At 58.3% G+C, this 21,991-nt stretch carries 19 protein-coding genes, 2 tRNA genes and 1 pseudogene; 15 read left to right on the top strand and 7 right to left on the bottom strand.

The features are described 5' to 3' along the window. Positions 1-168 precede the first annotated feature (168 nt). Positions 169-429, top strand: a pseudogene (locus tag JSY17_RS25985) (cold shock domain-containing protein membrane protein); the annotation flags it as partial. Between the two features lie 108 nt (positions 430-537). Then, complete coding sequence (locus tag JSY17_RS25980) at positions 538-759, top strand: cold shock domain-containing protein (protein WP_004667445.1); 222 nt, start codon at positions 538-540, stop codon at positions 757-759. 65 nt (positions 760-824) lie between these two features. On the opposite strand, the gene JSY17_RS09540 is transcribed toward JSY17_RS25980, so the two are convergent. Both JSY17_RS09540 and JSY17_RS09535 read right to left on the bottom strand, forming a co-directional pair. Further along, positions 825-1,031 carry a SlyX family protein gene (locus tag JSY17_RS09540; RefSeq protein WP_025258996.1) on the bottom strand — a complete coding sequence of 69 codons (207 nt, stop codon included), beginning with the start codon at positions 1,029-1,031 and terminating at the stop codon, positions 825-827. A gap of 2 nt (positions 1,032-1,033) precedes the next feature. Continuing rightward, complete coding sequence (locus tag JSY17_RS09535) at positions 1,034-1,459, bottom strand: HIT domain-containing protein (RefSeq protein ID WP_122369785.1); 426 nt, start codon at positions 1,457-1,459, stop codon at positions 1,034-1,036. A gap of 919 nt (positions 1,460-2,378) precedes the next feature. On the opposite strand from JSY17_RS09535, the gene JSY17_RS09530 reads away from it, so the two are divergent. The 3 genes from JSY17_RS09530 (at position 2,379) to JSY17_RS09520 (ending at position 6,633) form a co-directional block, all read left to right on the top strand. Next, positions 2,379-3,716, top strand: coding sequence for an OprD family porin (locus JSY17_RS09530; RefSeq protein WP_200978278.1), 1,338 nt, complete (start codon positions 2,379-2,381; stop codon positions 3,714-3,716). A 172-nt stretch (positions 3,717-3,888) separates the two neighbouring features. Next, the gene (locus JSY17_RS09525; protein WP_206400867.1) at positions 3,889-5,604 is read left to right on the top strand and encodes a proline--tRNA ligase; all 1,716 of its coding nucleotides are present in this window, start codon (positions 3,889-3,891) and stop codon (positions 5,602-5,604) included. Between the two features lie 66 nt (positions 5,605-5,670). After that, a complete protein-coding gene (locus JSY17_RS09520; RefSeq protein WP_117183602.1) occupies positions 5,671-6,633 on the top strand; it encodes a hypothetical protein in 963 nt (320 codons plus the stop codon). Positions 6,634-6,662: 29 nt separating this feature from the next. Here JSY17_RS09520 and dinB read toward each other — a convergent pair whose 3' ends face one another. After that, positions 6,663-7,724, bottom strand: a complete 1,062-nt coding sequence (gene dinB / locus JSY17_RS09515) for a DNA polymerase IV (RefSeq protein ID WP_206400866.1) — start codon at positions 7,722-7,724, stop codon at positions 6,663-6,665. Between the two features lie 247 nt (positions 7,725-7,971). Between dinB and JSY17_RS09510 the strand changes: the two genes are divergently transcribed. The 4 genes from JSY17_RS09510 to JSY17_RS09495 all read left to right on the top strand — a co-directional run bounded on the left by JSY17_RS09510 (position 7,972) and on the right by JSY17_RS09495 (position 12,697). Further along, a tRNA-Met gene (locus JSY17_RS09510) sits at positions 7,972-8,048 on the top strand. Positions 8,049-8,199: 151 nt separating this feature from the next. Continuing rightward, positions 8,200-8,276: transfer RNA gene (locus JSY17_RS09505), tRNA-Met, on the top strand. Between the two features lie 441 nt (positions 8,277-8,717). Beyond that, positions 8,718-11,360 carry a bifunctional lysylphosphatidylglycerol flippase/synthetase MprF gene (mprF, locus tag JSY17_RS09500; protein WP_117184149.1) on the top strand — a complete coding sequence of 881 codons (2,643 nt, stop codon included), beginning with the start codon at positions 8,718-8,720 and terminating at the stop codon, positions 11,358-11,360. Further along, a complete protein-coding gene (locus JSY17_RS09495; RefSeq protein WP_200998997.1) occupies positions 11,360-12,697 on the top strand; it encodes a virulence factor family protein in 1,338 nt (445 codons plus the stop codon). The genes mprF and JSY17_RS09495 overlap by 1 nt, the downstream gene beginning before the upstream one ends. A 72-nt stretch (positions 12,698-12,769) precedes the next feature. Here the strand turns inward: JSY17_RS09495 and JSY17_RS09490 are convergent, their stop codons facing one another. Continuing rightward, a complete protein-coding gene (locus JSY17_RS09490; RefSeq protein ID WP_117184147.1) occupies positions 12,770-14,665 on the bottom strand; it encodes a potassium transporter Kup in 1,896 nt (631 codons plus the stop codon). A 258-nt stretch (positions 14,666-14,923) separates the two neighbouring features. On the opposite strand from JSY17_RS09490, the gene rimO reads away from it, so the two are divergent. From rimO to tsaA, 5 genes are all read left to right on the top strand, one after another. Further along, positions 14,924-16,270: a 30S ribosomal protein S12 methylthiotransferase RimO gene (gene rimO / locus JSY17_RS09485; protein ID WP_117164640.1), complete on the top strand. Its 1,347-nt coding sequence runs from the start codon at positions 14,924-14,926 to the stop codon at positions 16,268-16,270. A 103-nt stretch (positions 16,271-16,373) separates the two neighbouring features. Then, positions 16,374-16,805: a GNAT family N-acetyltransferase gene (locus tag JSY17_RS09480; RefSeq protein ID WP_117186487.1), complete on the top strand. Its 432-nt coding sequence runs from the start codon at positions 16,374-16,376 to the stop codon at positions 16,803-16,805. Positions 16,806-16,934: 129 nt separating this feature from the next. After that, positions 16,935-17,645: an rRNA pseudouridine synthase gene (locus JSY17_RS09475; RefSeq protein ID WP_201015092.1), complete on the top strand. Its 711-nt coding sequence runs from the start codon at positions 16,935-16,937 to the stop codon at positions 17,643-17,645. 61 nt (positions 17,646-17,706) lie between these two features. Next, a complete protein-coding gene (locus JSY17_RS09470; RefSeq protein WP_117164637.1) occupies positions 17,707-18,168 on the top strand; it encodes a YehS family protein in 462 nt (153 codons plus the stop codon). 3 nt (positions 18,169-18,171) lie between these two features. Next, complete coding sequence (gene tsaA, locus JSY17_RS09465) at positions 18,172-18,879, top strand: tRNA (N6-threonylcarbamoyladenosine(37)-N6)-methyltransferase TrmO (protein WP_206400863.1); 708 nt, start codon at positions 18,172-18,174, stop codon at positions 18,877-18,879. A 46-nt stretch (positions 18,880-18,925) separates the two neighbouring features. On the opposite strand, the gene fpr is transcribed toward tsaA, so the two are convergent. Next, positions 18,926-19,705 carry a ferredoxin-NADP reductase gene (fpr, locus tag JSY17_RS09460; protein ID WP_007923929.1) on the bottom strand — a complete coding sequence of 260 codons (780 nt, stop codon included), beginning with the start codon at positions 19,703-19,705 and terminating at the stop codon, positions 18,926-18,928. Between the two features lie 123 nt (positions 19,706-19,828). Between fpr and JSY17_RS09455 the strand changes: the two genes are divergently transcribed. Then, positions 19,829-20,755 carry a LysR family transcriptional regulator gene (locus tag JSY17_RS09455; protein WP_117164635.1) on the top strand — a complete coding sequence of 309 codons (927 nt, stop codon included), beginning with the start codon at positions 19,829-19,831 and terminating at the stop codon, positions 20,753-20,755. A 4-nt stretch (positions 20,756-20,759) separates the two neighbouring features. On the opposite strand, the gene JSY17_RS09450 is transcribed toward JSY17_RS09455, so the two are convergent. Then, positions 20,760-21,128, bottom strand: coding sequence for a diacylglycerol kinase (locus JSY17_RS09450; protein ID WP_117186485.1), 369 nt, complete (start codon positions 21,126-21,128; stop codon positions 20,760-20,762). Positions 21,129-21,200: 72 nt separating this feature from the next. Next, positions 21,201-21,848 carry a response regulator transcription factor ErdR gene (gene erdR / locus JSY17_RS09445; protein ID WP_117164633.1) on the bottom strand — a complete coding sequence of 216 codons (648 nt, stop codon included), beginning with the start codon at positions 21,846-21,848 and terminating at the stop codon, positions 21,201-21,203. Between the last annotated feature and the right edge of the window lie 143 nt (positions 21,849-21,991).

The raw sequence follows: 21,991 nt of genomic DNA, 5'->3' as shown, positions 1-21,991 counted from the left end.
AGAGTTCGGCTTTGCTGTTAAATACACGACGTGTCGCTACCGATCCTGCCATCCGGCTGTAGCGCATAGGCTGGACCATCGCTCGTGCATCACGCCTCCACTTTTTCAGAAGCGTACCGGGCGCTACCAGCTATTTCCTTGTGATCCTTCTTAATGTGAGTTTTTAAAATGTTGAAAATCGTCCACCTGGTAACAGGAGCAGCAGCCCTGCTGCTGTCCCTGATACCCAGCCTGCGTAGTGAAATGCTCCAACCCGATGCGCTTTATCTGGCTTTCTTCGGGCTGCTCAACCTGGTACTCGCCCCAGTGATCCCCTACTGGAACCGGGGACCACGTCACAAACTGCAGAATCTGGTCAGTGCATTGCTTGTTCTTGCCGTCATCATACAGATCCTCACCCTGCTCGTTCCGCTCGATAAAATCGCTGGTCAACCAGCCATAATGACCAGCCTGATTGTCGCCATTGCCGCCGTGGCACTGCATCTGGGAGTGAGCTTCTACAGATCCTCTCCCTCCCCGGCACCTCAAAATCAGGACCTGGGCAATCGCGATACCGGCACCGTGAAGTGGTTCAACACCTCCAAGGGTTTCGGTTTCATCTCCCGCGACTCGGGTGACGATATCTTCGTTCACTTTCGCGCCATTCGCGGTGAAGGCCATCGCGTACTCGTCGAAGGCCAGCGCGTCGAGTTCTCCGTAATGAACCGCGACAAAGGCCTGCAGGCAGAAGACGTCATCGCCGCATTGCCGCGCCGCTGATTCTGCCGCCCAATAAAAAACCGCGCTCTCCTCAGGGAAAGCGCGGTTTTTTTATGCAATAACCATCAGTAATGAGGCGGCGGAGCGTCCTCGACGAACGTATCGAACTGACTGCCCATTTCTTCCTGACGCTTGAGCATTGCGGTCATTTGCAACTGCAGACGATCCAGCTCGCGCCTCTGTACCACCAGCACATCATTCAACGCCTGGAGCGTATCCTCCTGAAAGGTCAGGCGGCTTTCCAGCTCCATGACTCGCTCTTCAAGATTCATGGTCATTCACCCTCAAATCGAAAATCCTGCGTCAACACCGGCCTCAAGCGCTCGAGAACGGCTGCGAACTGCTCGTCCGTATAAGGAAGAGCCGGATGTTTGCCCCATACAGGCGCAGGCCAGGCAGCATCTTCACGCTTGCGCACGATGACGTGCATGTGAAGCTGACTGACAACATTACCCAACGCCGCGACATTGAGTTTATCAGCGTCGAATACGCCCTTCAGGATTTGAGACAGAGCGGTGGTTTCCTGCCACAACTGCAATTGATCCTTTGCCTCCAGCTCAAAAATCTCACTGACATCTGCGCAACGCGGCACCAGGATGAACCATGGGTAACGGGAATCATTGGACAGTAACAGCCGGCACAGCGGGAAATCGCCGATAGGCAAGGTGTCCTGCTTGAGGCGCGAATCCAGAACGAACACGATAAAAGCTCCCAGGTTGAATATCTGACCCGCAGGATACGCAGGATCGGACGGCGCTTCACCCGGCAGAATGCATTTCGTCGATAAGCCGCGAAGATGCCTGAAAAGCCCCACGCACCAACCTGTTCATCCACACACGACAACCGCACCAATTTGAACCATGCACACCTTTCATCGGCCAGTACCTTGCGGCTGCCTTCGATACGTAAAAGCAGCAAAAAACCACATGAGGACATAAAAATGAAACAACCTCATGCCAACCCTATTGGCAGATGAAGGGCGAGATCCAGGTTGTGGCAGCGTTACGAGCCGACGCACCAAAAAGAAACACTTTGGCATACCAAAAAGAGCACTGTCCCGGGTTTTACTCAAATACCGGTGCTGGCAGTAACATTTCTGGCTCTTCACATCGCAGAGAGCTAACGAACGGCTTGCCCAGCGCCTTCTCCCTCCACCTGGACAATCCGATGGAAATCATAAGGTTATGGTCAGAACACCAGGTAAAAACTGAAATTTCACATTTTTTTTCAAAAATTTTGAACTTTGTGCACGCTTGTTGCTTCAACACCCCGCATGGTCACGATGCTCCTGGCGGAAAGCAGAAGCATCGGGACCAAGGGAAGCGACAGCTTGCAGCTTCGAGCACAAACCCTGAAGCCTTCTGTAGCCGGCTTATCACAATCCGGATACGAGATTTCAATGGTATCGAGGCCGATGATCAGATAAGGAATGAGGTGGATGCGACCTGCGCGAAACATTTAACGACATCGGCGTAAAGATTTCGGAAAGACAGGTTTGCAACTATCGTAACCACGGTCAGCGTGATATAGATTTTCGCCGACAAAAAAAGAAAGAGCCGCCCAGATAAAAAAACAGGTGGGACGGCCTGAAACTTCTTAAAACCAAAGGAGCAATCACGATGAGAGTGATGAAGTGGAGCGCAATCGCACTGGCCGTTACGGCAGCCAGCGTCCAAATGGCAACAGCAGCACCGTTTGTCAGTGACCAGTCTGAAGCCAAGGGCTTTGTCGAGGGCAGCACTCTTAACCTGAAGTTGCGCAACTATTATTACAATCGTGACAAGAAAGAAACCGCTCAGGATGATCGCGACTGGACCCAAGGCCTCTGGGCCAACTACAGCTCGGGATACACCCAGGGCACAGTCGGCGTCGGCGTCGATGCGTTCGGCTACTTTGGCCTGAAACTCTGGGGTCCTGACAAATACTCCGGTTCCGGCAACCTGGTGACCGACCGTCAGGGCAGAAACGAAGAAACTCTTGGCAAACTCGGTGGAGCAGTCAAATTCCGCATTTCCAAAACCGAGCTGAAAGTCGGCGACATGCAGCCTACGAGCCCTGTATTTGCCGTTGGCGGTAGCCGCCTCCTGCCTCAGACCGCAAGCGGTATCAGCCTGCAAAGCAGCGAACTCAAAGGTCTGGATCTGGAAGCAGGTCATTACTACTCAGGTACCAGCCAGGATGACACAAACCGTAGCGGCAGGATTTATGCCAACTACGCCAGAAACGGCGATGGCGTACCGGCCCGTAGCGCCGACTTCATCGGCGGCAAATATGCCATTACCGATAATCTGGGCGTTGCGCTCTACGGTTCCAAACTGGAAGACGTCTGGAATCAGTACTACGCCAACGTGAACTACGCACTGCCTCTGGGCGGCGACCAGTCTCTGGCGTTCGATGCCAACCTCTATCGCACCCTCGACGAAGGCAACGCCAACGCTGGCTCGATCAACAACACTACGGCCTCCGGCTCCGTTGCATACTCCTTCGCAGCCGCCCATACCGTGACTCTGGCCTTCCAGAAAGTCGACGGTAACACTCCGTTCGACTATATCGGTATCGGTGACAACAACCGTGGTGGCGACTCGATCTTCCTGAACAACTCCGTTCAGTACTCCGACTTCAACGCCCCTAACGAGAAATCCTGGCAAGTTCGTTACGACCTGAACATGACTCCTTACGGCGTTCCTGGCCTGAGCTTCATGACTCGCCACGTCCGCGGTTATGACATTGACGGCACCAAAACACCTGCTGGCAGTGCATATGTTGGCATGTATGGCGACAACGGCAAGCATCAGGAAACCGACTTTGAAGCCAAGTATGTGCTGCAAAGCGGCCCGGCCAAAGACCTGTCCTTCCGCATTCGTCAGGCATGGCACCGTGCTAACGCAGGCAACAGCTTCGACGGCGACGTCAACGAGTTCCGCCTGATCGTCGACTACCCGATTTCGGTCCTGTAATCACAGGCCGATCTCTGTCAGTTGAAAAAAACCCGGCTCGATGCCGGGTTTTTTCATATAGTCCCAAAAGCACAGCCCTGTGACTCAGCGCCAGCCGCGCCCTGTACGCGACCGGCACACCACCGTACAATGCCGGGTCATTTCCAGTCCCAGCAACAGACAACGGCCAACCATGCGCACCAGTCAATTTTTGCTCGCCACACAGAAAGAAACCCCTTCCGATGCAGTCGTGGTCAGCCATCAGCTGCTGCTGCGCGCTGGCATGATCCGCAAGCTGGCTTCCGGCCTCTACACCTGGCTGCCCATGGGCCTGCGCGTATTGCGCAAGGTCGAAGCCATCGTTCGTGAAGAAATGGACGCTGCCGGCGCGCTCGAAATACTGATGCCGGGTATCCAGCCCGCCGAACTGTGGCAGGAATCCGGCCGCTGGGAGCAGTACGGCCCCGAGCTGATGCGCCTGGTCGACCGTCACAGCCGTGACTTCTGCCTGGGCCCGACCCACGAGGAAGTCATTACCGATCTGGCCCGCAACGAGCTCAACAGCTACAAGCAGTTGCCGATCAACATGTACCAGATCCAGACCAAATTCCGTGACGAGATCCGCCCACGCTTCGGCCTGATGCGCGGCCGCGAGTTCGTCATGAAGGACGCCTACTCCTTCCACGCCGATCATGCTTCGTTGCAGGAAACCTACGACCGCATGCATCAGGCCTACAGCAACGTGTTCACACGTCTGGGCCTGAAATTCCGTCCTGTAGAAGCCGACAACGGCTCCATCGGCGGTGCCGGCTCGCATGAGTTCCATGTACTGGCCGACTCCGGTGAGGACGATATCGTGTTCAGCGATGGTTCCGACTACGCCGCCAACATCGAGAAAGCCGAAGCCGTGCCTCGCGAGAAGACTCGCGGCGCTGCAACCGAAGAACTGCGTCTGGTAGATACACCCGACACCAAGACCATCGCGAAACTGGTCGAAGGCTTCAACCTGCCGATCGAAAAGACCGTCAAGACACTGATCGTCCACGCCGCCGAGGAAGGCAAGCTGATTGCGCTGATCATTCGTGGCGACCACGAACTCAACGAAATCAAGGCCACCAAGCTGGAACAGGTCGCCAGCCCGCTGGTGATGGCTTCCGAAGCCGAACTGCGTGACGCCATCGGTGCAGGCGCAGGCTCCCTGGGCCCGTTGAACCTGCCACTGCCGTGCATCATCGACCGTTCGGTCGAGCTGATGAGCGACTTCGCGGTCGGCGCCAACATCGACGACAAGCACTACTTCGGCGTCAACTGGGAACGCGACCTGCCTGTACCGACCGTTGCCGACCTGCGCAACGTCGTCGCAGGCGACCCGAGCCCGGACGGCAAAGGCACGCTTGAAATCAAGCGCGGCATCGAAGTCGGCCACATCTTCCAGTTGGGCACCAAGTACAGCGAAGCAATGAAGTGCCAGGTGCTGGGCGAAAACGGCAAACCCGTCAACCTGTCCATGGGTTGCTACGGTATCGGCGTCTCCCGCGTCGTGGCAGCTGCCATCGAACAGAACAACGATGAAAACGGGATCATCTGGAACGATACCCTGGCACCGTTCCACATCGCCCTGGTTCCACTGCGCTATGAAACGGACACTGTTCGCGAAGCGACCGACAAGCTGTATGCCGAACTGACTGCCGCGGGCTTTGAAGTCCTGCTCGATGACCGCGACAAGAAAACCAGCCCGGGCATCAAGTTCGCCGACATGGAACTGATCGGTATTCCGCATCGCATCGTGGTCAGCGATCGTGGTCTGGCCGAAGGCAATCTGGAATACAAGAGCCGAACCGAGTCGCAACCACAAGCCATTGCGGTCGCCGACGTGCTGTCGTTCATTCAGGGCCGTGTAAAACGCTGAGTCACAAGCGCGCCCGTCCTGCGGGCGCGCCACTCATCACATGCCCAATCCGCATCAAGAGATCCCATGTTCAGACGAAGCACCCTAAGCCTCGGCAGCGCCGTTCTGTGCGGCACCTTCCTCGTCAGCGGTTGTGCCAATCAACTGTCACAGCGCAGCGAGCACGAAGAACGCATAGAGCGCAAACTGCTGGAACACACTCTGCAGATCGATATCGGCGAGCCCAAGACCCTTGAGCTGCCACAGCGCCGGGTACGTATCCACGAACATAAATCCTTCGAGGTCACCGACTTTGAAGTGACCCGTCATTACGACCGCTATACCCCCTATCAACCCTGGCGGGAAATCTACGAGATTCCGCTGGGAGCCGTCGCAGTAGTCGCCGGCATCGGCGCCAACGTGGTCAACGTCTTCACGCTCGGCAGCCTGCCGGACAGCGTGACCAAGGACTGGATCAATTACGGCGTGGCCGGCCTGAACCCGTTCATGAACGCACCGTCCCATGGCCGTGCGCAGCAGAACCTGGCCAGTATCGATGAAGTCCAGAAGGACAAGAGAATCGAGAACTCCACCCTGCCCTGGAACGAGCGTCCGGTCATGGTCAAGGCAGGCAACGAAACTCATGAATTGAATACCGATCGCAACGGAGTCCTGCGCCTCAACCTGCTCGACAGCCCGTTTGCCGAACAGGACCTGAGCCGGGTCACGCGCCTGTACCTCAACATCGAGGACGATCAGGACAATGCTCACGCCAATGCCAGCCTGCCGATCAGCCAGTCACTGCGGGGCAAGCTGCTGGAAGCTCACGAGCTGATCTACGATGACCTGGAAGACGATGAAGTCAAACAGTGGGTGCATCGGGTCAAGCGTCTTTCGGAACTGGGCCTTGAAGAAGAAGCCAGCGAGCTGGAGCAGAGCCTGATCGAGCTGACACGCAACGATCCACAACTGCAGAACGAGTTTCTCAAGTCTCTGGCCAAGGATGCTGGCCGTCTTGTGGCACCCGCCACAGAACCTGATAGCGAATGACAACCAGGCTCCTTGCAAGGAGCCTGCAACTATTGAGTAAACAGCTCCAACTGCTCATGAGCGCCACGCAAATCATGCAGGCGCACGCCAATCCCCAGTAATCGCACCGGTTTGGCACCACGGGCGAAAGCCTGAGTCAGCAATTGCTCGTAACTGGCCAGATCCCGCCCTGCTCCCGACTGCTCCAGCGTGGTCTGGGTAAAGTCATGGAATTTCACTTTCACGAATGGCTTGCCGGGACGATATTGCCCGGCCATTCGTTCCATGCGCACAGCCAGGGTTTCCAGCAAGGCAGGCAATTTTTCAATGCAACTGGCAAGATCAGGCAAATCCATATCGTAGGTATTTTCGACACTGACGGACTGACGCCTGCTGTCCGTCTGCACGGGGCGCTCGTCGATCCCGAACGCCAGGTTCCAGAGCCGCTCGCCAAAACTGCCGAACTCACGCACCAGTGCCAGCTTGTTCCAGCGACGCAAGTCCATGCAGGTGATGATCCCCAGCCGCCCCAGCTTGTCAGCCGTCACCTTGCCGACGCCGTGCAGCTTGCTGACCGGCAGAGATTCGACAAAATCCTCGACCTGATCGGGCGTGATCACAAACAAGCCGTTGGGCTTCTTCCAGTCACTGGCAATCTTGGCCAGAAACTTATTGGGGGCCACGCCAGCCGAGACCGTGATATGCAGCTGATTCGAGACCCGACGCCGGATATCCTGAGCAATGCGGGTCGCACTGCCGGAAAAGCGGCTTGAATCGGAGACGTCCAGAAACGCCTCGTCCAGTGAGAGCGGTTCGATCAGGTCAGTGTAATCGCGAAAGATCCCCTGAATTTCCCGGGACGCCTCCTTATAAGCCTCCATGCGCGGCTTGACGATGGTCAACTCCGGACACAGTTTCAAAGCGTGACCCGAAGACATCGCCGAACGCACACCGTACGCACGTGCTTCATAGTTGCAAGTCGCAATCACCCCTCTCTTGTCCGGCGACCCGCCCACAGCCAGCGGCCTGGTGGCCAGGCTCGGGTCGTCTCGCATTTCGATGGCTGCATAGAAGCAGTCACAATCGATGTGGATGATTTTGCGCTGAGTCATGAACGGCGATTTGCAATCAATGGTCGTGCAGTATCGCACCGGTATCAGGAAGTGGCACTCATGAAGCCAAATGAATGCATCAGAAAAGCGCGCACCCGCTACATCACTGCTCTTTCGGATTGTCAGACAAACCGTCATAACGCCTGTAACACCAGCCTTACAGCGCTAAGCATTTGAAGAAAAAAGCATTTTTTGAAACTAATGATTGACAGATTCAGCTTCCCCTGTAGAATGCCGCCCTATCAGACGCGGGATGGAGCAGCCTGGTAGCTCGTCGGGCTCATAACCCGAAGGTCGTCGGTTCAAATCCGGCTCCCGCAACCAAATGCAGTACAGTAAAAGGCCCGCCCCTAAAGCGGGCCTTTTGCGTTGTAGGGCCAACCTGCATGAATCGGCAAAAACCGCATTGATTTTCAGGTTTTCTGCATTAAAGGTTGACACTTCTGAATTCGGCTGTAGAATGCCGCCACACAGACGCGGGATGGAGCAGCCTGGTAGCTCGTCGGGCTCATAACCCGAAGGTCGTCGGTTCAAATCCGGCTCCCGCAACCAAACATCAAAAAGGCCAATCGAAAGATTGGCCTTTTTTGTTTCTGATGAAAAAGCATGGGAGCTCCCCTGCTAACTGTCTGACAAAAAAAGACTATTTCCCTTCTCCCCTGAAACCCTATCATCACGTACGTAACGTAATATTTCTGTGTCCGACAGTTTTTCCACGGACTGCCGATAGAATCATTACCAGACGTAGTAGGAAAAACCGACACGCGATCGTCACGCTCAGCCTCCAGGCACGCTTTAATACGGCATGACACAACGTAGTCATTTTTGTTACATACGCCTAAGCTGAATCAAAGCTGAACGGCACCCGCTCAAGCCATTAGCAGTTCGCCCATGAGACGTTGACGCGATAACATCTCGAAATATTTTTTGCGTAGGGATTGGTAACTTGGCTGCATACCTCCATCCTGTCGCGCACGATCCAAGGAGTGATTGATGCGCGACAACCCGTCAGATACCAACGAAGCAGTTGCTGCAAATAGCTCAATAAAACCTGTCCGCTTCCGCTGGCTGGAACTGATCAGCAAGTACCGACAACCCATCGGGTTGGCTGTAATGCTGCTGCTGTTCGGCATGGCCTTGATCGCTTGTCGTCACATGCTGATCGAGATGGACTTCTATGCGCTGCGCGACTCGCTGTTCGCCGTGCCCCTGCCCTCGCTGGGCGGCGCTCTGCTGGCCGCAATCATCGGCTTCATCATCTTGATGGGCTACGAGCTGTCCGCCAGCCGTTATGCCAACGTCAACCTGCCGACCCGCACCTTATTGCTGGGCGGCTTTACCTCCTTTGCAATTGGCAATGCCGTCGGCCTGTCCATGCTCTCCGGCGGCTCGGTGCGTTACCGGCTGTATTCGCGCCATGGCATCGGCGCGATGGAAATCGCCCGCATGACCCTGTTCGCCAGCCTGTCGCTGGGCTGCGCCTTGCCACCCCTGGCGGCAGTCGCGACCCTGAGCAACCTGCCCGGCGCATCGCTGGCGCTGAAACTGCCGGTAGATGTACTGGCCGTTCTCGCCACAGCGGTGCTGGTCGCCAGTGTTCTGCTGGCGGTTGCGGTCTATCGCCGTCGGCTGCCTGAACAGACCATCCCCCATAACATTCTGGTCAGGGCCGGTCGACGCACCTTGCGCCTTCCCGACCTGCGCCTGACGCTGATTCAGCTGGTCATCACAGCCCTGGACGTGGTCGCCGCAGCCATGGTGCTTTACCTGCTGCTGCCATCGGCACCGCCGCTGGGCGCTTTCATACTCATTTACCTGCTGGCCCTGGCCGCAGGCGTACTGAGCCATGTACCGGGCGGCGTAGGGGTTTTCGAGGCGATTCTGCTGGCAGCCTTCGCCAACGAACTGGGTGCAGCACCACTGGCAGCCGCCTTGCTGCTGTATCGCCTGATCTACGTAGTGCTGCCGCTGCTGCTGGCCTGCCTGACGCTGCTCTTTACCGAAGCCCAGCGCCTGCTGCCCACCCGCCAGGCCATGCGCGTAGCCTCCGGGCTCGCTGCACCGATCCTGGCGCTGCTGGTGTTCCTGTCCGGGGTTGTGCTGCTGTTCTCCGGTGCCACACCGGAAATCGACACCCGACTGGAAAACGTCGGCTTCATGATTCCCCATCGCCTGATCAACGCCTCGCACTTTGGCGCCAGTCTGGTGGGCGTGCTGTGCCTGTTGCTGGCTCAAGGGCTGCGACGTCGCCTGTCGGCAGCCTGGATGCTGACGGTGATTCTGTTGCTGGTGGGTGCAGTGCTGTCGATGCTCAAGGGCTTCGACTGGGAAGAAGCCAGCCTGTTGCTGCTGACGGCCGCTCTGCTGGCCACTTTCCGCCGCTCGTTCTATCGTCCGAGCCGCCTGCTTGAGCTGCCCTTCTCGCCGCTTTACCTGATCGCCAGCGCCTGCGTGGTCGGCGCCTCGATCTGGTTGCTGCTGTTTGCCTATCAGGATGTGCCTTACAGCCATCAGCTCTGGTGGCAGTTCACCCTCGACGCCGATGCGCCACGGGGCCTGCGCTCGGCTCTGGGCAGCGCGGTGCTGCTGGTGGTGGTATCCCTGACCTGGCTGCTGCGCACGGCACGTCCGGTCATCAAGCTGCCGAATGCCGCCGAGCTGGACAAGGCTGCCGAAATCCTCAAGGCCTCCAGCCAGCCCGATGGCGGACTGGTACTGACCGGTGACAAGGCAATCCTGTTCCACCCCAACGACAACGCATTCCTGATGTACTCCCATCGCGGACGCAGCCTTGTGGCCCTGTATGACCCGATCGGCCCGACCCAGCAGCGCGCCGAACTGATCTGGCAATTCCGCGACCTGTGCGACGTCCACCATGCCCGCCCCGTGTTCTATCAGGTCCGTGCAGAGAACCTGCCGTACTACATGGATATCGGCCTGACGGCGATCAAGCTGGGCGAGGAAGCACGGGTAGACCTGCGGCGCTTCGATATCGACGCCAAAGGCAAGGAAATGAAGGACCTGCGCTACACTTGGAACCGGGGTGGCCGCGACGGTCTGTCGCTGGAAATCTACGAAGCCGGCCAGGCACCGCTGGATGAGCTGAAGGCCATTTCCGATGCCTGGCTGACCGGCAAGAATGTGCGCGAGAAAGGCTTCTCTCTGGGCCGTTTCAGCCCTGAATACCTGAAGTACTTCCGCATTGCCATTATCCACTTCGAAGGCAAGCCGGTAGCGTTTGCCAACCTGCTGGAAACCTCCAGCCTCGAACTCGCCAGTCTGGACCTGATGCGCTCGCACCCGGATGCACCCAAGCTGACCATGGAGTTCATGATGGTCGGCCTGATCCTGCATTACAAACAGCAAGGCTATGCACGCTTCAGCCTGGGCATGGTGCCGTTGTCAGGCCTGCAGCCAAGACGCGGCGCACCCTTGACCCAGCGTCTGGGTTCGATGGTGTTCCGCCGCGGCGAACAGCTCTACAACTTCCAGGGCCTGCGCCGCTTCAAGGACAAGTTCCAACCGGACTGGGAACCTCGCTATATGGCCGTGCCTGCCGGACTCGATCCGCTCGTGGCACTGGCTGATACCGCCGCCCTGATTGCGGGCGGCCTGACTGGATTGGTGAAACGCTGATGATTCGACGCTTTTCGCGCTATTTGCTCGCTGCCCTGGGTGTTGTTCTGCTGGCGGCACTCGGGTTCTGGCTATGGACTCGCCCCGCTCCACCTGCCAGCCTTGAGCGCCTGAGCCTTGACGATGGCACGCCCCTGACCAGTGTCACACCGGCGACCAAGGTCAAGACCCGGATTGCCCTGGCCGTGACTGCTGAAGAAATGCTGACGGACAAGCAACTGCTGGCCATCAGCAAGGACGCCTCGGCGCGCATCGTTCAAGTGGTCCTGCCCAAGGATGATTGCGTCCTGCAACAGAAGACTTTCCAGAACGCCCTGCAAAAACTCGAGGGTGCGCCGCTGGTTGTCGGCGGCATTGGCCCGGGCGCTACGCTGGCATGGCGCTGGCTGGCCGAACAGAAGGACGACAAGGCCCAGGCCATCTCAGTCGGCTTTGCTCTGGAGCATGTTTCCAATCCTCCTCCGGTCGTGGAACAGGACGAAACTCCGCCGCAGATCTGCGACGTTCCGCTGCCGCAGAAGGCACCGCACGGCCACTGGCTGGCCGCCTGGAACGACGCCCCGGACGACCCGAGCGCCGCTTTCGTACGCGATCAGACGAATGCCGAAACCAGCATCAGCGATTACGACATCTCTCTGCCGCAGGTGCTCAACACCGAGCTTCGTCACCTGCTGCTGGGCGAAAACGACGCTGGCGGCCTGGGCATCCCGACAGTTGAAGTGCCTGTGGCTGCCAACCAGAGCGCCGACACCGTGACCCTGTTCATGTCCGGCGACGGCGGCTGGCGCGATCTGGACAAGGTCGTAGCCGGCGATATGGCGAAGATGGGTTATCCAGTGGTCGGCATCGATGTACTGCGCTACTACTGGGAGCACAAGACGCCGGAACAGACCGCCATCGACCTCACCGACCTGATGAACCACTACCGCCAGAAGTGGGGCACCAAGCGCTTCATCCTGGCCGGTTATTCCTTCGGTGCCGATGTCATGCCTGCGGTCTATAACCGCCTGGCGCCGGAAGACCAGAACCGCATCGACGGGATCATCCTGCTGGCCTTCGCACGCTCCGGCAGCTTCGAGATTCACGTAGACGGCTGGCTCGGCAATGCCGGCAAGGAAGCGACTACAGGCCCTGAAATGGCCAAGCTACCGGCGTCCAAAGTGCTTTGCGTCTATGGCTTGGAAGAAAAGAAAACCAGCGGCTGCACCGACACCACAGCGGTCGGTGAAGTCATCGAGCTACCGGGTGGTCATCACTTCGATGAAGATTACCCGGCACTGGCCAAGCGCCTGATCAATGCGATCAACAAGTGGCAAGGCAAGCCTGCCGCTCAATAAGCCCTGACAGACAGCCATGAAAAATCCCGGCACCGCGAGGTGACCGGGATTTTTTGTGCGCCAGGGAAAACGCTACATCTCGACCTGGGTACCCAACTCGATCACCCGGTTATACGGCAGCTTGAAGAAGCGCAGGTTGCCGTTGGCGTTCTTGAGCATGAACGCGAACAGCGCCTCACGCCAACGCGCCATGCCCACCATCTTGGACGGAATGACGGTTTCGCGGCTCAGGAAGTACGTGGTGCGCATCGGGCTGAAATCCAGATCGTCCAGATGACACAGCGCCAGCGCAGCCGGTACGTCCGGCTCGTCGATAAAGCCGAAGTGCAGGATCACCCGGTAGAAGCCCTCACCATAGGACTCCACTTCGAAACGCTCATGGGCCGGCACCCGTGGCCGGTCCTCATAGACCACCGTCAGCAATACCACCTGCTCGTGAAGCACCTGGTTGTGCAGCATGTTATGCAGCAGCGCATGGGGCACGGCATCGCTGCGTGCCGTCAGGAACACGGCAGTGCCCTGCACCCGGTGCGGTGGCTGCACGCGAATGCTGCCGATGAAGATCGGCAACGGCAGACCGCCCTCATCGATCCGATCGGCCAGCAATTGCTTGCCACGTTTCCAGGTGGTCATCAGGATGAACAGCGCCGCGCCTGCCAGCACCGGGAAGGCACCGCCCTGCACGACTTTCGGCACGTTGGCAGCAAAGAACAGGCCGTCCACCAACAGCAGGCCCAGCAGCAAGGGAACCGCCAGCACTGCCGGCCATTTCCACAACAGCAGCATTACCGACGACACCAGAATCGTGGTGCAGAGCATGGTGCCGGTCACGGCAACGCCATAAGCCGAAGCCAGCGCGCCGGAAGACTCGAAGCCGATTACCAGCAATACCACACCCACCATCAATGCCCAGTTCACGGCACCGATATAAATCTGGCCCTGTGCATCACTGGAAGTGTGCTGGATGTACATGCGCGGGATGTAACCGAGCTGGATAGCCTGCAGGGTCATGGAGAACGCACCGGAGATCACCGCCTGGGAAGCGATGACAGTGGCCAGTGTCGACAGCCCGATCAGCGGCAGCAGCGCCCAGCCCGGTGCCAGCAGATAGAACGGGTTGCGTATCGCCTCGGGGTTTTCCAGGACCAGCGCGCCCTGCCCGAAGTAGTTGAGCAGCAGCGCAGGCAGTACCAGGATGAACCAGGCCCTTGAGATAGGCTTGCGTCCGAAGTGCCCCATGTCGGCGTACAGCGCCTCGGCACCGGTCAGCGCCAGCACCACGGCACCGAGAATAGCGACCCCGATGCCCGGATGCAGAATGAAGAACCGGATCGCCCACATCGGATTCACGGCATTGAGCACTTCAGGCGAATGCATGATGCCGTAGATACCCAGCGCACCTAGCACCAGAAACCAGGTCACCATCACCGGCCCGAACAACACGCCGATGCGTGCCGTCCCGTGCTTCTGGATCAGAAACAGGCCGACCAGCACCACCAGCGCCATGGGCACGATCCAGTGCTCGAGCCCGTCGAAGGCCAGCTCCAGACCTTCCATCGCCGACAGTACCGACACCGCCGGAGTAATCATGCTGTCGCCATAGAACAGAGCCGCCCCGAACAGACCGAACACCACCATCAGCATTTGCAGCCTGGGATAGTGAGTCGTGGCACGTCGCGCCAGGGCGGTCAGGGCCATGATCCCGCCTTCACCCTGGTTGTCGGCGCGCAGGATGAAAACCATGTACTTGAACGACACCACCCAGATCAACGACCAGAAAATCAGCGACAGGATGCCCAGTATCGCGTCATGGGTGACTTCGACCCCATATCCCCCCTGAAAGACCTCCTTGAGCGTATACAGCGGGCTCGTACCGATATCCCCATACACCACGCCCACGGCCGCGATCAGCAGCCCCAAGGGTTTTGCAGTGCTTCCAGTCTCAGCATGACTGCTTGCCTGACTCATCCAATACTCCTGAAACAAGACTTGAGGCCCAAAGCACTATGAACTTCACACCACGTAACAATTCCGATCACGCCAATTATTGACACGCGTTGGCGCAACGCCGCGAAGCATAGCGCAGCACTCGTCGTAATTCTCTGTTTAACACTGGTCATCGCACGCACTCATCGCTAGAATTGCGCACTTTTTGATCAGAGGCGCACCAAGCGCCCAATCGGTGCCCGCGTATTGAGCCAGGCACCCTTCACGCCGAGGTTTGCCATGTCCACCGTCACCACGCCGTCCGCCCCCAAGGTAGGATTCGTTTCCCTGGGTTGCCCGAAAGCCCTGGTCGACTCCGAGCGCATCCTGACCCAGTTGCGCATGGAAGGTTACGAAGTCGTTCCGACCTACGAAGATGCCGACGTGGTTGTCGTCAACACCTGCGGTTTCATCGATACCGCCAAGGCGGAATCCCTGGAAGTGATTGGCGAGGCCATTGCCGAAAACGGCAAGGTGATCGTGACCGGCTGCATGGGTGTGGACGAAAACGTCATCCGCAACGTGCACCCGAGCGTGCTGTCGGTCACCGGCCCTCAGCAGTACGAGCAGGTGGTCAACGCCGTGCATGAGGTCGTGCCGCCGAAGCTGGACCACAACCCGCTGATCGATCTGGTACCGCCACAAGGTATCAAGCTGACGCCACGCCACTACGCCTACCTGAAGATTTCCGAAGGCTGCAACCACAGCTGCAGCTTCTGCATCATCCCGTCGATGCGCGGCAAGCTGGTCAGCCGTCCGGTGGGCGATGTACTCGATGAAGCCCAGCGTCTGGTCAAATCCGGCGTGAAAGAGCTGCTGGTGATTTCCCAGGACACCAGCGCCTACGGCGTCGACGTCAAATACCGTACCGGCTTCTGGAACGGCCAGCCGGTCAAGACCCGCATGACCGAACTGTGCCAGGCTCTCAGCTCACTGGGTGTCTGGGTTCGCCTGCACTATGTCTATCCATATCCGCACGTCGATGAGCTGATCCCGCTGATGGCTGCCGGAAAAATCCTGCCGTACCTGGATATTCCGTTCCAGCACGCCAGCCCCAAAGTGCTCAGGAACATGAAGCGCCCGGCCTTTGAAGACAAGACCCTGGCACGCATCAAGAACTGGCGCGAACAGTGCCCGGACCTGATCATCCGCTCGACCTTCATCGTCGGCTTCCCCGGCGAAACCGAAGAAGACTTCCAGTACCTGCTGGACTGGCTGACCGAAGCCCAGCTCGACCGCGTCGGCTGCTTCCAGTACTCGCCGGTCGAAGGCGCGCCTGCCAATCTGCTGGATGCTGAAATCGTACCGGACGACGTGAAACAGGACCGCTGGGATCGTTTCATGGCCCATCAACAGGCCATCAGCGCTGCCCGCCTGCAGATGAAGATCGGCAAGGAAATCGAAGTGCTGATCGATGAAGTCGACGAGCGTGGCGCAGTAGGCCGCTGCTTCTTCGATGCGCCGGAAATCGACGGCAACGTCTATATCGGCCTCGAAGACGACAGCCCGGTCAAACCGGGTGACAAGATCATGTGCCGCGTGACCGACGCCGACGAATACGATCTGTGGGCCGAAATCATCGATTGAAATCGAAACTGAAGCCGGATCAGCCCCGCCCTTGAAAACGGCGGGGCTTTTTTATCGGTCCCGGTTGTCTACTTATCCAGACCCGCCACAAGAGCCCATCGAAATGGACCTGTACACCCCAGAGCAAAACGACTTTCAGGAACTGGCCAATCTCTGGGAACGCTCGGTAAGGGCGACCCACGACTTCCTGCCCGACAGCTACATCGTCATGCTCAAAGAACTGCTATTCACGCAGTATCTGGGCTCGGTCACGCTGTTCTGTACCCGCGACACGCAACAGAAGATCACAGGCTTTGCAGGCATCAGTCGTTACAAGCTGGAAATGCTGTTCGTCGACCCCGAACACCGCGGCCTGGGTCTGGGCAAGCAATTGCTCGATCATGCCATCGGGCATTTCCATATCAACGAACTGGACGTCAACGAACAGAACCCGCAGGCCATGGGGTTTTATCGCAGCCAGGGTTTCGAGGTGATCCACCGCAGCGAACTGGACGGGCTGGGGCAGCCTTATCCGATCCTGAGAATGCGACGCTAGAAGCGCTACCTGGCTGTCGAGAAAAGCCTTGGCCGCGACGCCGCTGCATGCATCCGTCAATTATTCGCACCGATTATCAGACGTGCACGGGTACAATGGCGCCTTTCCCATCAGTAACGGCTTCTTTTCATGACAGACCCCATTCGCCTTTCCAAACGCCTTATCGAACTGATCGGCTGCTCCCGTCGGGAGGCTGAACTGTATATCGAGGGCGGCTGGGTGACCGTGGATGGCGAGGTGATCGAAGAGCCGCAGTTCAAGGTCGGGAGCCAGAAGGTCGAACTCAGCCCGGATGCCAGGGCCGAAGCCCCGGAAGCCGTCACGATCATTCTGCACAAGCCGGCGTCGGCAAGCGTTGAAAGCGCTCTGAAACTGATCACCCCGGGCACCCTCTCCCAGGAACACAGTTTCGGCAAGCGCCCGCTCAAGGGCCACTTCATGCGTCTTGAAGCGATTTCGACCCTGCAAGCCAATGCCAGCGGCCTGATGGTGTTCAGCCAGGACTGGAAAATCCTGCGCAAGCTCACCGACGACCGCAGCAAGATAGAGCAGGAATATATCGTGGAAGTCTCGGGCGAGATGGTTGCCCACGGTCTCAATCGCCTGAACCATGGCCTGAGCTACAAAGGCAAGGAATTGCCCGCCGTCAAAGCCAGCTGGCAGAACGAGAACCGCCTGCGCTTTGCCATGAAGAACCCGCAACCGGGGATCATCGCCCAACTGTGCGAGGCCGTAGGCCTCAAGATCGTCGCGATCCGGCGCATCCGCATCGGTGGCGTCTCCATGGGCAAGCTGCCTGAAGGCCAATGGCGCTACATGACGGCCAAGGAAAAATTCTGAACCCGCTTTCACTGTGCATGGCACATGCAACGTTACAACGACTTACCAGGATACACGCCTCATGATGAACAACGATGTACTGCGCAGCGTGCGCTACATGCTGGATATCAGCGACAACAAGATTGTCGAGATCACCCGCCTCGCCGGCTTCGAGACGACTCGCAACGACGTGATCGCCTTTACCAAAAAGGAAGACGAAGAAGGCTATCTCGATTGCAGTGACGAGGTCATGGCGCACTTCCTCGACGGTCTGGTGATCTTCAAGCGCGGCAAGGACGACAGCCGCCCACCACAGCCCATCGAACTGCCGGTCACCAACAATATCGTGCTCAAGAAGCTGCGTGTCGCCTTCGAGCTCAAGGAAGACGACCTGCACGAGATTCTCAAGTCCGTTAATTTCCCGGTGTCCAAACCGGAACTCAGCGCTCTGTTTCGCAAGGTGGGCCACAACAACTACCGTGAGTGCGGCGACCAGTTCCTGCGCAACTTCCTCAAGGGCCTGACCTTGCGCGTACGTGGCTGATCCGTGAACTACAACGTCTCCCCTGTCGGTTTCGTGCGTTCCTGTTTCAAGGAGAAGTTCGCGATCCCGCGCCAGCCACAACTGGCTCCCGCCGCCCGTGGCTGCCTGGAGCTGGTGGCGCCCTTTGATCAGGGCGAAGCCGTACAAGGTCTGGAACAGGTCAGCCATGTCTGGCTGCTGTTTCTGTTCCATCAGGCTCTGGAGGACAAGCCACGGCTCAAGGTGCGCCCGCCGCGCCTGGGTGGCAATCAGTCCATGGGCGTGTTCGCCACCCGCGCAACCCATCGCCCCAATGGCATCGGGCAATCGGTGGTCAGACTGGACAAGGTTGAAGCGGGTCGGCTCTGGATTTCCGGTATCGACCTGCTGGACGGCACGCCGGTGCTGGATATCAAGCCCTATGTGCCTTATGCCGACGCCCTGACAGAGGCTACCAACAGCATCGCCAGCGCGGCCCCGCAATCGATCCCCGTCCACTGGCAGGACAGCGCCCTGCTGCAAGCCCGTGAACACGGGCAACGTCTGGGCGAGCCGCTGGTGGAACTGATTGAACAATGCCTGGCTCAGGACCCGCGCCCGGCCTATCAGATACCTGCACCGGAACGTCGCTATGGCGCGCAGTTCTGGGATATGGATGTGCGCTGGCACTATCCGCAGCCGGGGCTGATCCGGGTGCTTGAGGTTGTTCCAGCCATAAATCCCGCCCAATAAAAAACCGCCTCGCTCATGAGAGGGAGGCGGTTTTCATCAAAACGGCTTACTTCTCGACGAATGCACGCTCGATCAGGTAGTCGCCCGGCTCACGCATACGTGGGGAAACCGTCAGACCGAAGCTGTTCAGCACTTCGCTGGTTTCATCGAGCATGCTCGGGCTGCCGCACAGCATGGCACGGTCGTCCTGAGGATTGATCGGTGGCAGACCGATGTCGCTGAACAGCTTGCCACTGCGCATCAGATCGGTCAGGCGGCCTTCGTTCTCAAAAGGCTCACGGGTAACGGTCGGGTAGTAGATCAGTTTCTCGCGCAGCGCTTCACCGAAGAACTCGTTCTGCGGCAGGTGCTCGGTGATGAATTCGCGGTAGGCGACTTCGTTCACGTAACGTACGCCGTGGCACAGAATGACCTTCTCGAAACGCTCGTAGGTTTCCGGGTCCTGAATGACGCTCATGAAAGGTGCCAGGCCAGTGCCGGTGCTCAGCAGGTACAGGTGCTTGCCGGGCTTGAGGTCGTCCAGCACCAGAGTGCCCGTAGGCTTCTTGCTGATGATGATCTCGTCGCCTTCCTTCAGGTGCTGCAACTGCGAAGTCAGCGGACCATCGGGTACCTTGATGCTGAAGAATTCCAGATGCTCTTCCCAGTTCGGGCTGGCAATCGAATAGGCGCGCATGAGCGGGCGGCCGTTGGGCTGCTGCAGACCGATCATCACGAACTGACCGTTCTCGAAACGCAGACCTGGGTCGCGGGTGCACTTGAAACTGAAGAGAGTGTCGTTCCAGTGATGGACGCTGAGGACACGCTCGTGGTTCATGTTGCTCATGTACGTGGGAACTCCTGAAAAATTCGTCTGCGCCGGGTATGAGCGCTATTGCGCGACATTCTAGTGGCAGACACAATATCTGTTAAATTAATTATCAAGATATGGGTTATCGGTTATATAGATATGCGATTTACTCTTCGTCAGCTCCAGGTCTTCGTCGCGGTCGCCCAGCAGGAAAGCGTGTCCAGGGCAGCCGTCATGCTCTCCCTCTCGCAATCGGCGGCCAGCACCTCCATCACCGAACTGGAACGCCAATCCAGCTGCCAGTTGTTCGACCGTGCCGGCAAACGGCTGAGCCTCAACGCGACCGGGCGCCAGCTATTACCCCAGGCGGTGGCCCTGCTGGATCAGGCCAAGGAAATCGAGGACCTGCTCAACGGCAAGTCCGGCTTCGGCTCACTGGCAGTCGGTGCCACACTGACCATCGGCAATTATCTGGCGACCCTGCTGATCGGCGGATTCATGCAGCGTCACCCGGAAAGCCAGGTGAAGCTGCATGTCCAGAACACTGCGCATATCGTGCAACAGGTGGCGCATTACGAAATTGATCTGGGTCTGATCGAGGGTGATTGCAGCCACCCCGATATCGAAGTGCAGTCCTGGGTCGAAGATGAGTTGGTGGTGTTCTGCGCCCCGCAGCATCCCCTTGCCAAGCGCGGCCATGCCAGCCTCAAGGAACTGACCGAGGAAGCCTGGATCCTGCGCGAACAAGGCTCGGGCACGCGGCTGACCTTCGATCAGGCCCTGCGTCATCACCGTAACGGGCTGAACGTGCGTCTGGAGCTGGAGCACACCGAAGCCATCAAACGGGCGGTGGAATCAGGACTGGGGATAGGTTGCATTTCCAGGCTGGCGCTGCGCGATGCCTTTCGGCGTGGCAGCTTGGTGGCCTTGGATACGCCGGAGCTGGATCTGTCGCGGCAGTTCTATTTCATCTGGCACAAGCAGAAGTACCAGACCTCTGCCATGCGAGAGTTTCTCGAGTTGTGCCGCGCCTTTACCGCCGGGGTCCAGCGCAGCGACGAGATCGTGATACCCAGTCTTTACTGAGCAGTCAGCCGAGCAGGATCAGCCCCCAGACCACGGCGATCATGCTCAGCGCGACCAGTTGGGCGGCGCTGCCCATGTCCTTGGCATTCTTGGACAACGGGTGCAGGTCCAGAGAAATGCGGTCAATGGCCGCTTCGACTGCCGAGTTGAGCAGCTCGACAATCAAGGCCAACAGGCATACGGCAATCAGCAGGGCCTGCTCGCCACGGCTGACGTTGACCACGAAGGACAACGGAATCAGCACGACATTGAGCAGCACCAGTTGGCGAAAGGCCGCTTCACCTTTGAAGGCGGCCGACAGACCGTCAAAGGAATAACCTGCAGCATTGAGGATACGTTTCAGGCCGGTCTGGCCCTTGAAGGGTGAAGGCATGGATAGACTACTGTGCAGAAAGGTGAGGAAATCTAAGGTAAAGCGGGTCAAAAAAGCGTGAAGAACCGTCGCTCAATTGGCCGAAACCGACTCCAGCTGTTGCAGCAACAGCGCCGCCTGAGTACGGGTGCGAACCCCCAGCTTGCGGAAAATCGCCGTGACATGCGCCTTGATGGTGGCTTCGGAGACGCTGAGTTCATAGGCGATCTGCTTGTTCAACAAGCCTTCACAGACCATGGTCAATACGCGGAACTGCTGTGGTGTCAGACTGGCAAGGCCGGCGCTGGCCGCCTTGGCTTCGTCCGAGACGCTGACCACTTCATTGACCTGCGGCGGCCACCAGACATCACCTTCAAGGACCGTACGCACTGCCTGCTGGATGGTTTCCAGAGAACTGGACTTGGGAATGAAGCCGCTGGCACCGAACTCACGGGAACGCACCACGATTGAAGCCTCTTCCTGGGCCGAAATCATGACCACCGGAATCTGCGGATACTGCCCCCGCAGCAGGACCAGCCCGGAAAAACCATAGGCACCCGGCATGTTCAGATCCAGCAGGACAAGATCCCAGTCGGTCTTCTGCGCCAGGTGAGATTCGATCTGGGCAATGCTCTCTGCCTCGACCAGCCGCACATCAGGCCCAAGGCCGATGCTCAACGCCTGATGCAACGCGCTACGAAACAGCGGATGATCATCGGCGATCAGGATGTCGTAGGTCATTTTTTGATCCTGTTTTTATAGTGAGCGCCCGGAACACATTTACGCCAGGCCAGCAAGTTCAGCGCTCAGGCGGCGCCAAGCATGCCCAGCCAGGCAAGGGTGGTCAAGCCTGATACTGCCTTGAAGCCGATCCGAAATGGCAA

Source organism: Pseudomonas capsici (assembly GCF_017165765.1).
Lineage (GTDB): Bacteria > Pseudomonadota > Gammaproteobacteria > Pseudomonadales > Pseudomonadaceae > Aquipseudomonas > Aquipseudomonas capsici.
The sequence above is the reverse complement of the archived record's forward strand: the minus strand, read 5'-3'. Positions and strand labels throughout refer to the sequence as shown.

Bases quoted from the DNA above. Each gene is read 5' to 3' on its own strand.
- JSY17_RS09540 (WP_025258996.1), bottom strand. From the start codon at position 1,031: ATGAATCTTGAAGAGCGAGTCATGGAGCTGGAAAGCCGCCTGACCTTT.
- JSY17_RS09530 (WP_200978278.1), top strand. From the start codon at position 2,379: ATGAGAGTGATGAAGTGGAGCGCAATCGCACTGGCCGTTACGGCAGCC.
- JSY17_RS09525 (WP_206400867.1), top strand. From the start codon at position 3,889: ATGCGCACCAGTCAATTTTTGCTCGCCACACAGAAAGAAACCCCTTCC.
- JSY17_RS09520 (WP_117183602.1), top strand. From the start codon at position 5,671: ATGTTCAGACGAAGCACCCTAAGCCTCGGCAGCGCCGTTCTGTGCGGC.
- dinB (WP_206400866.1), bottom strand. From the start codon at position 7,724: ATGACTCAGCGCAAAATCATCCACATCGATTGTGACTGCTTCTATGCA.
- mprF (WP_117184149.1), top strand. From the start codon at position 8,718: ATGCGCGACAACCCGTCAGATACCAACGAAGCAGTTGCTGCAAATAGC.
- JSY17_RS09495 (WP_200998997.1), top strand. From the start codon at position 11,360: ATGATTCGACGCTTTTCGCGCTATTTGCTCGCTGCCCTGGGTGTTGTT.
- JSY17_RS09490 (WP_117184147.1), bottom strand. From the start codon at position 14,665: ATGAGTCAGGCAAGCAGTCATGCTGAGACTGGAAGCACTGCAAAACCC.
- rimO (WP_117164640.1), top strand. From the start codon at position 14,924: ATGTCCACCGTCACCACGCCGTCCGCCCCCAAGGTAGGATTCGTTTCC.
- JSY17_RS09480 (WP_117186487.1), top strand. From the start codon at position 16,374: ATGGACCTGTACACCCCAGAGCAAAACGACTTTCAGGAACTGGCCAAT.
- JSY17_RS09475 (WP_201015092.1), top strand. From the start codon at position 16,935: ATGACAGACCCCATTCGCCTTTCCAAACGCCTTATCGAACTGATCGGC.
- JSY17_RS09470 (WP_117164637.1), top strand. From the start codon at position 17,707: ATGATGAACAACGATGTACTGCGCAGCGTGCGCTACATGCTGGATATC.
- fpr (WP_007923929.1), bottom strand. From the start codon at position 19,705: ATGAGCAACATGAACCACGAGCGTGTCCTCAGCGTCCATCACTGGAAC.
- JSY17_RS09455 (WP_117164635.1), top strand. From the start codon at position 19,829: ATGCGATTTACTCTTCGTCAGCTCCAGGTCTTCGTCGCGGTCGCCCAG.
- JSY17_RS09450 (WP_117186485.1), bottom strand. From the start codon at position 21,128: ATGCCTTCACCCTTCAAGGGCCAGACCGGCCTGAAACGTATCCTCAAT.
- erdR (WP_117164633.1), bottom strand. From the start codon at position 21,848: ATGACCTACGACATCCTGATCGCCGATGATCATCCGCTGTTTCGTAGC.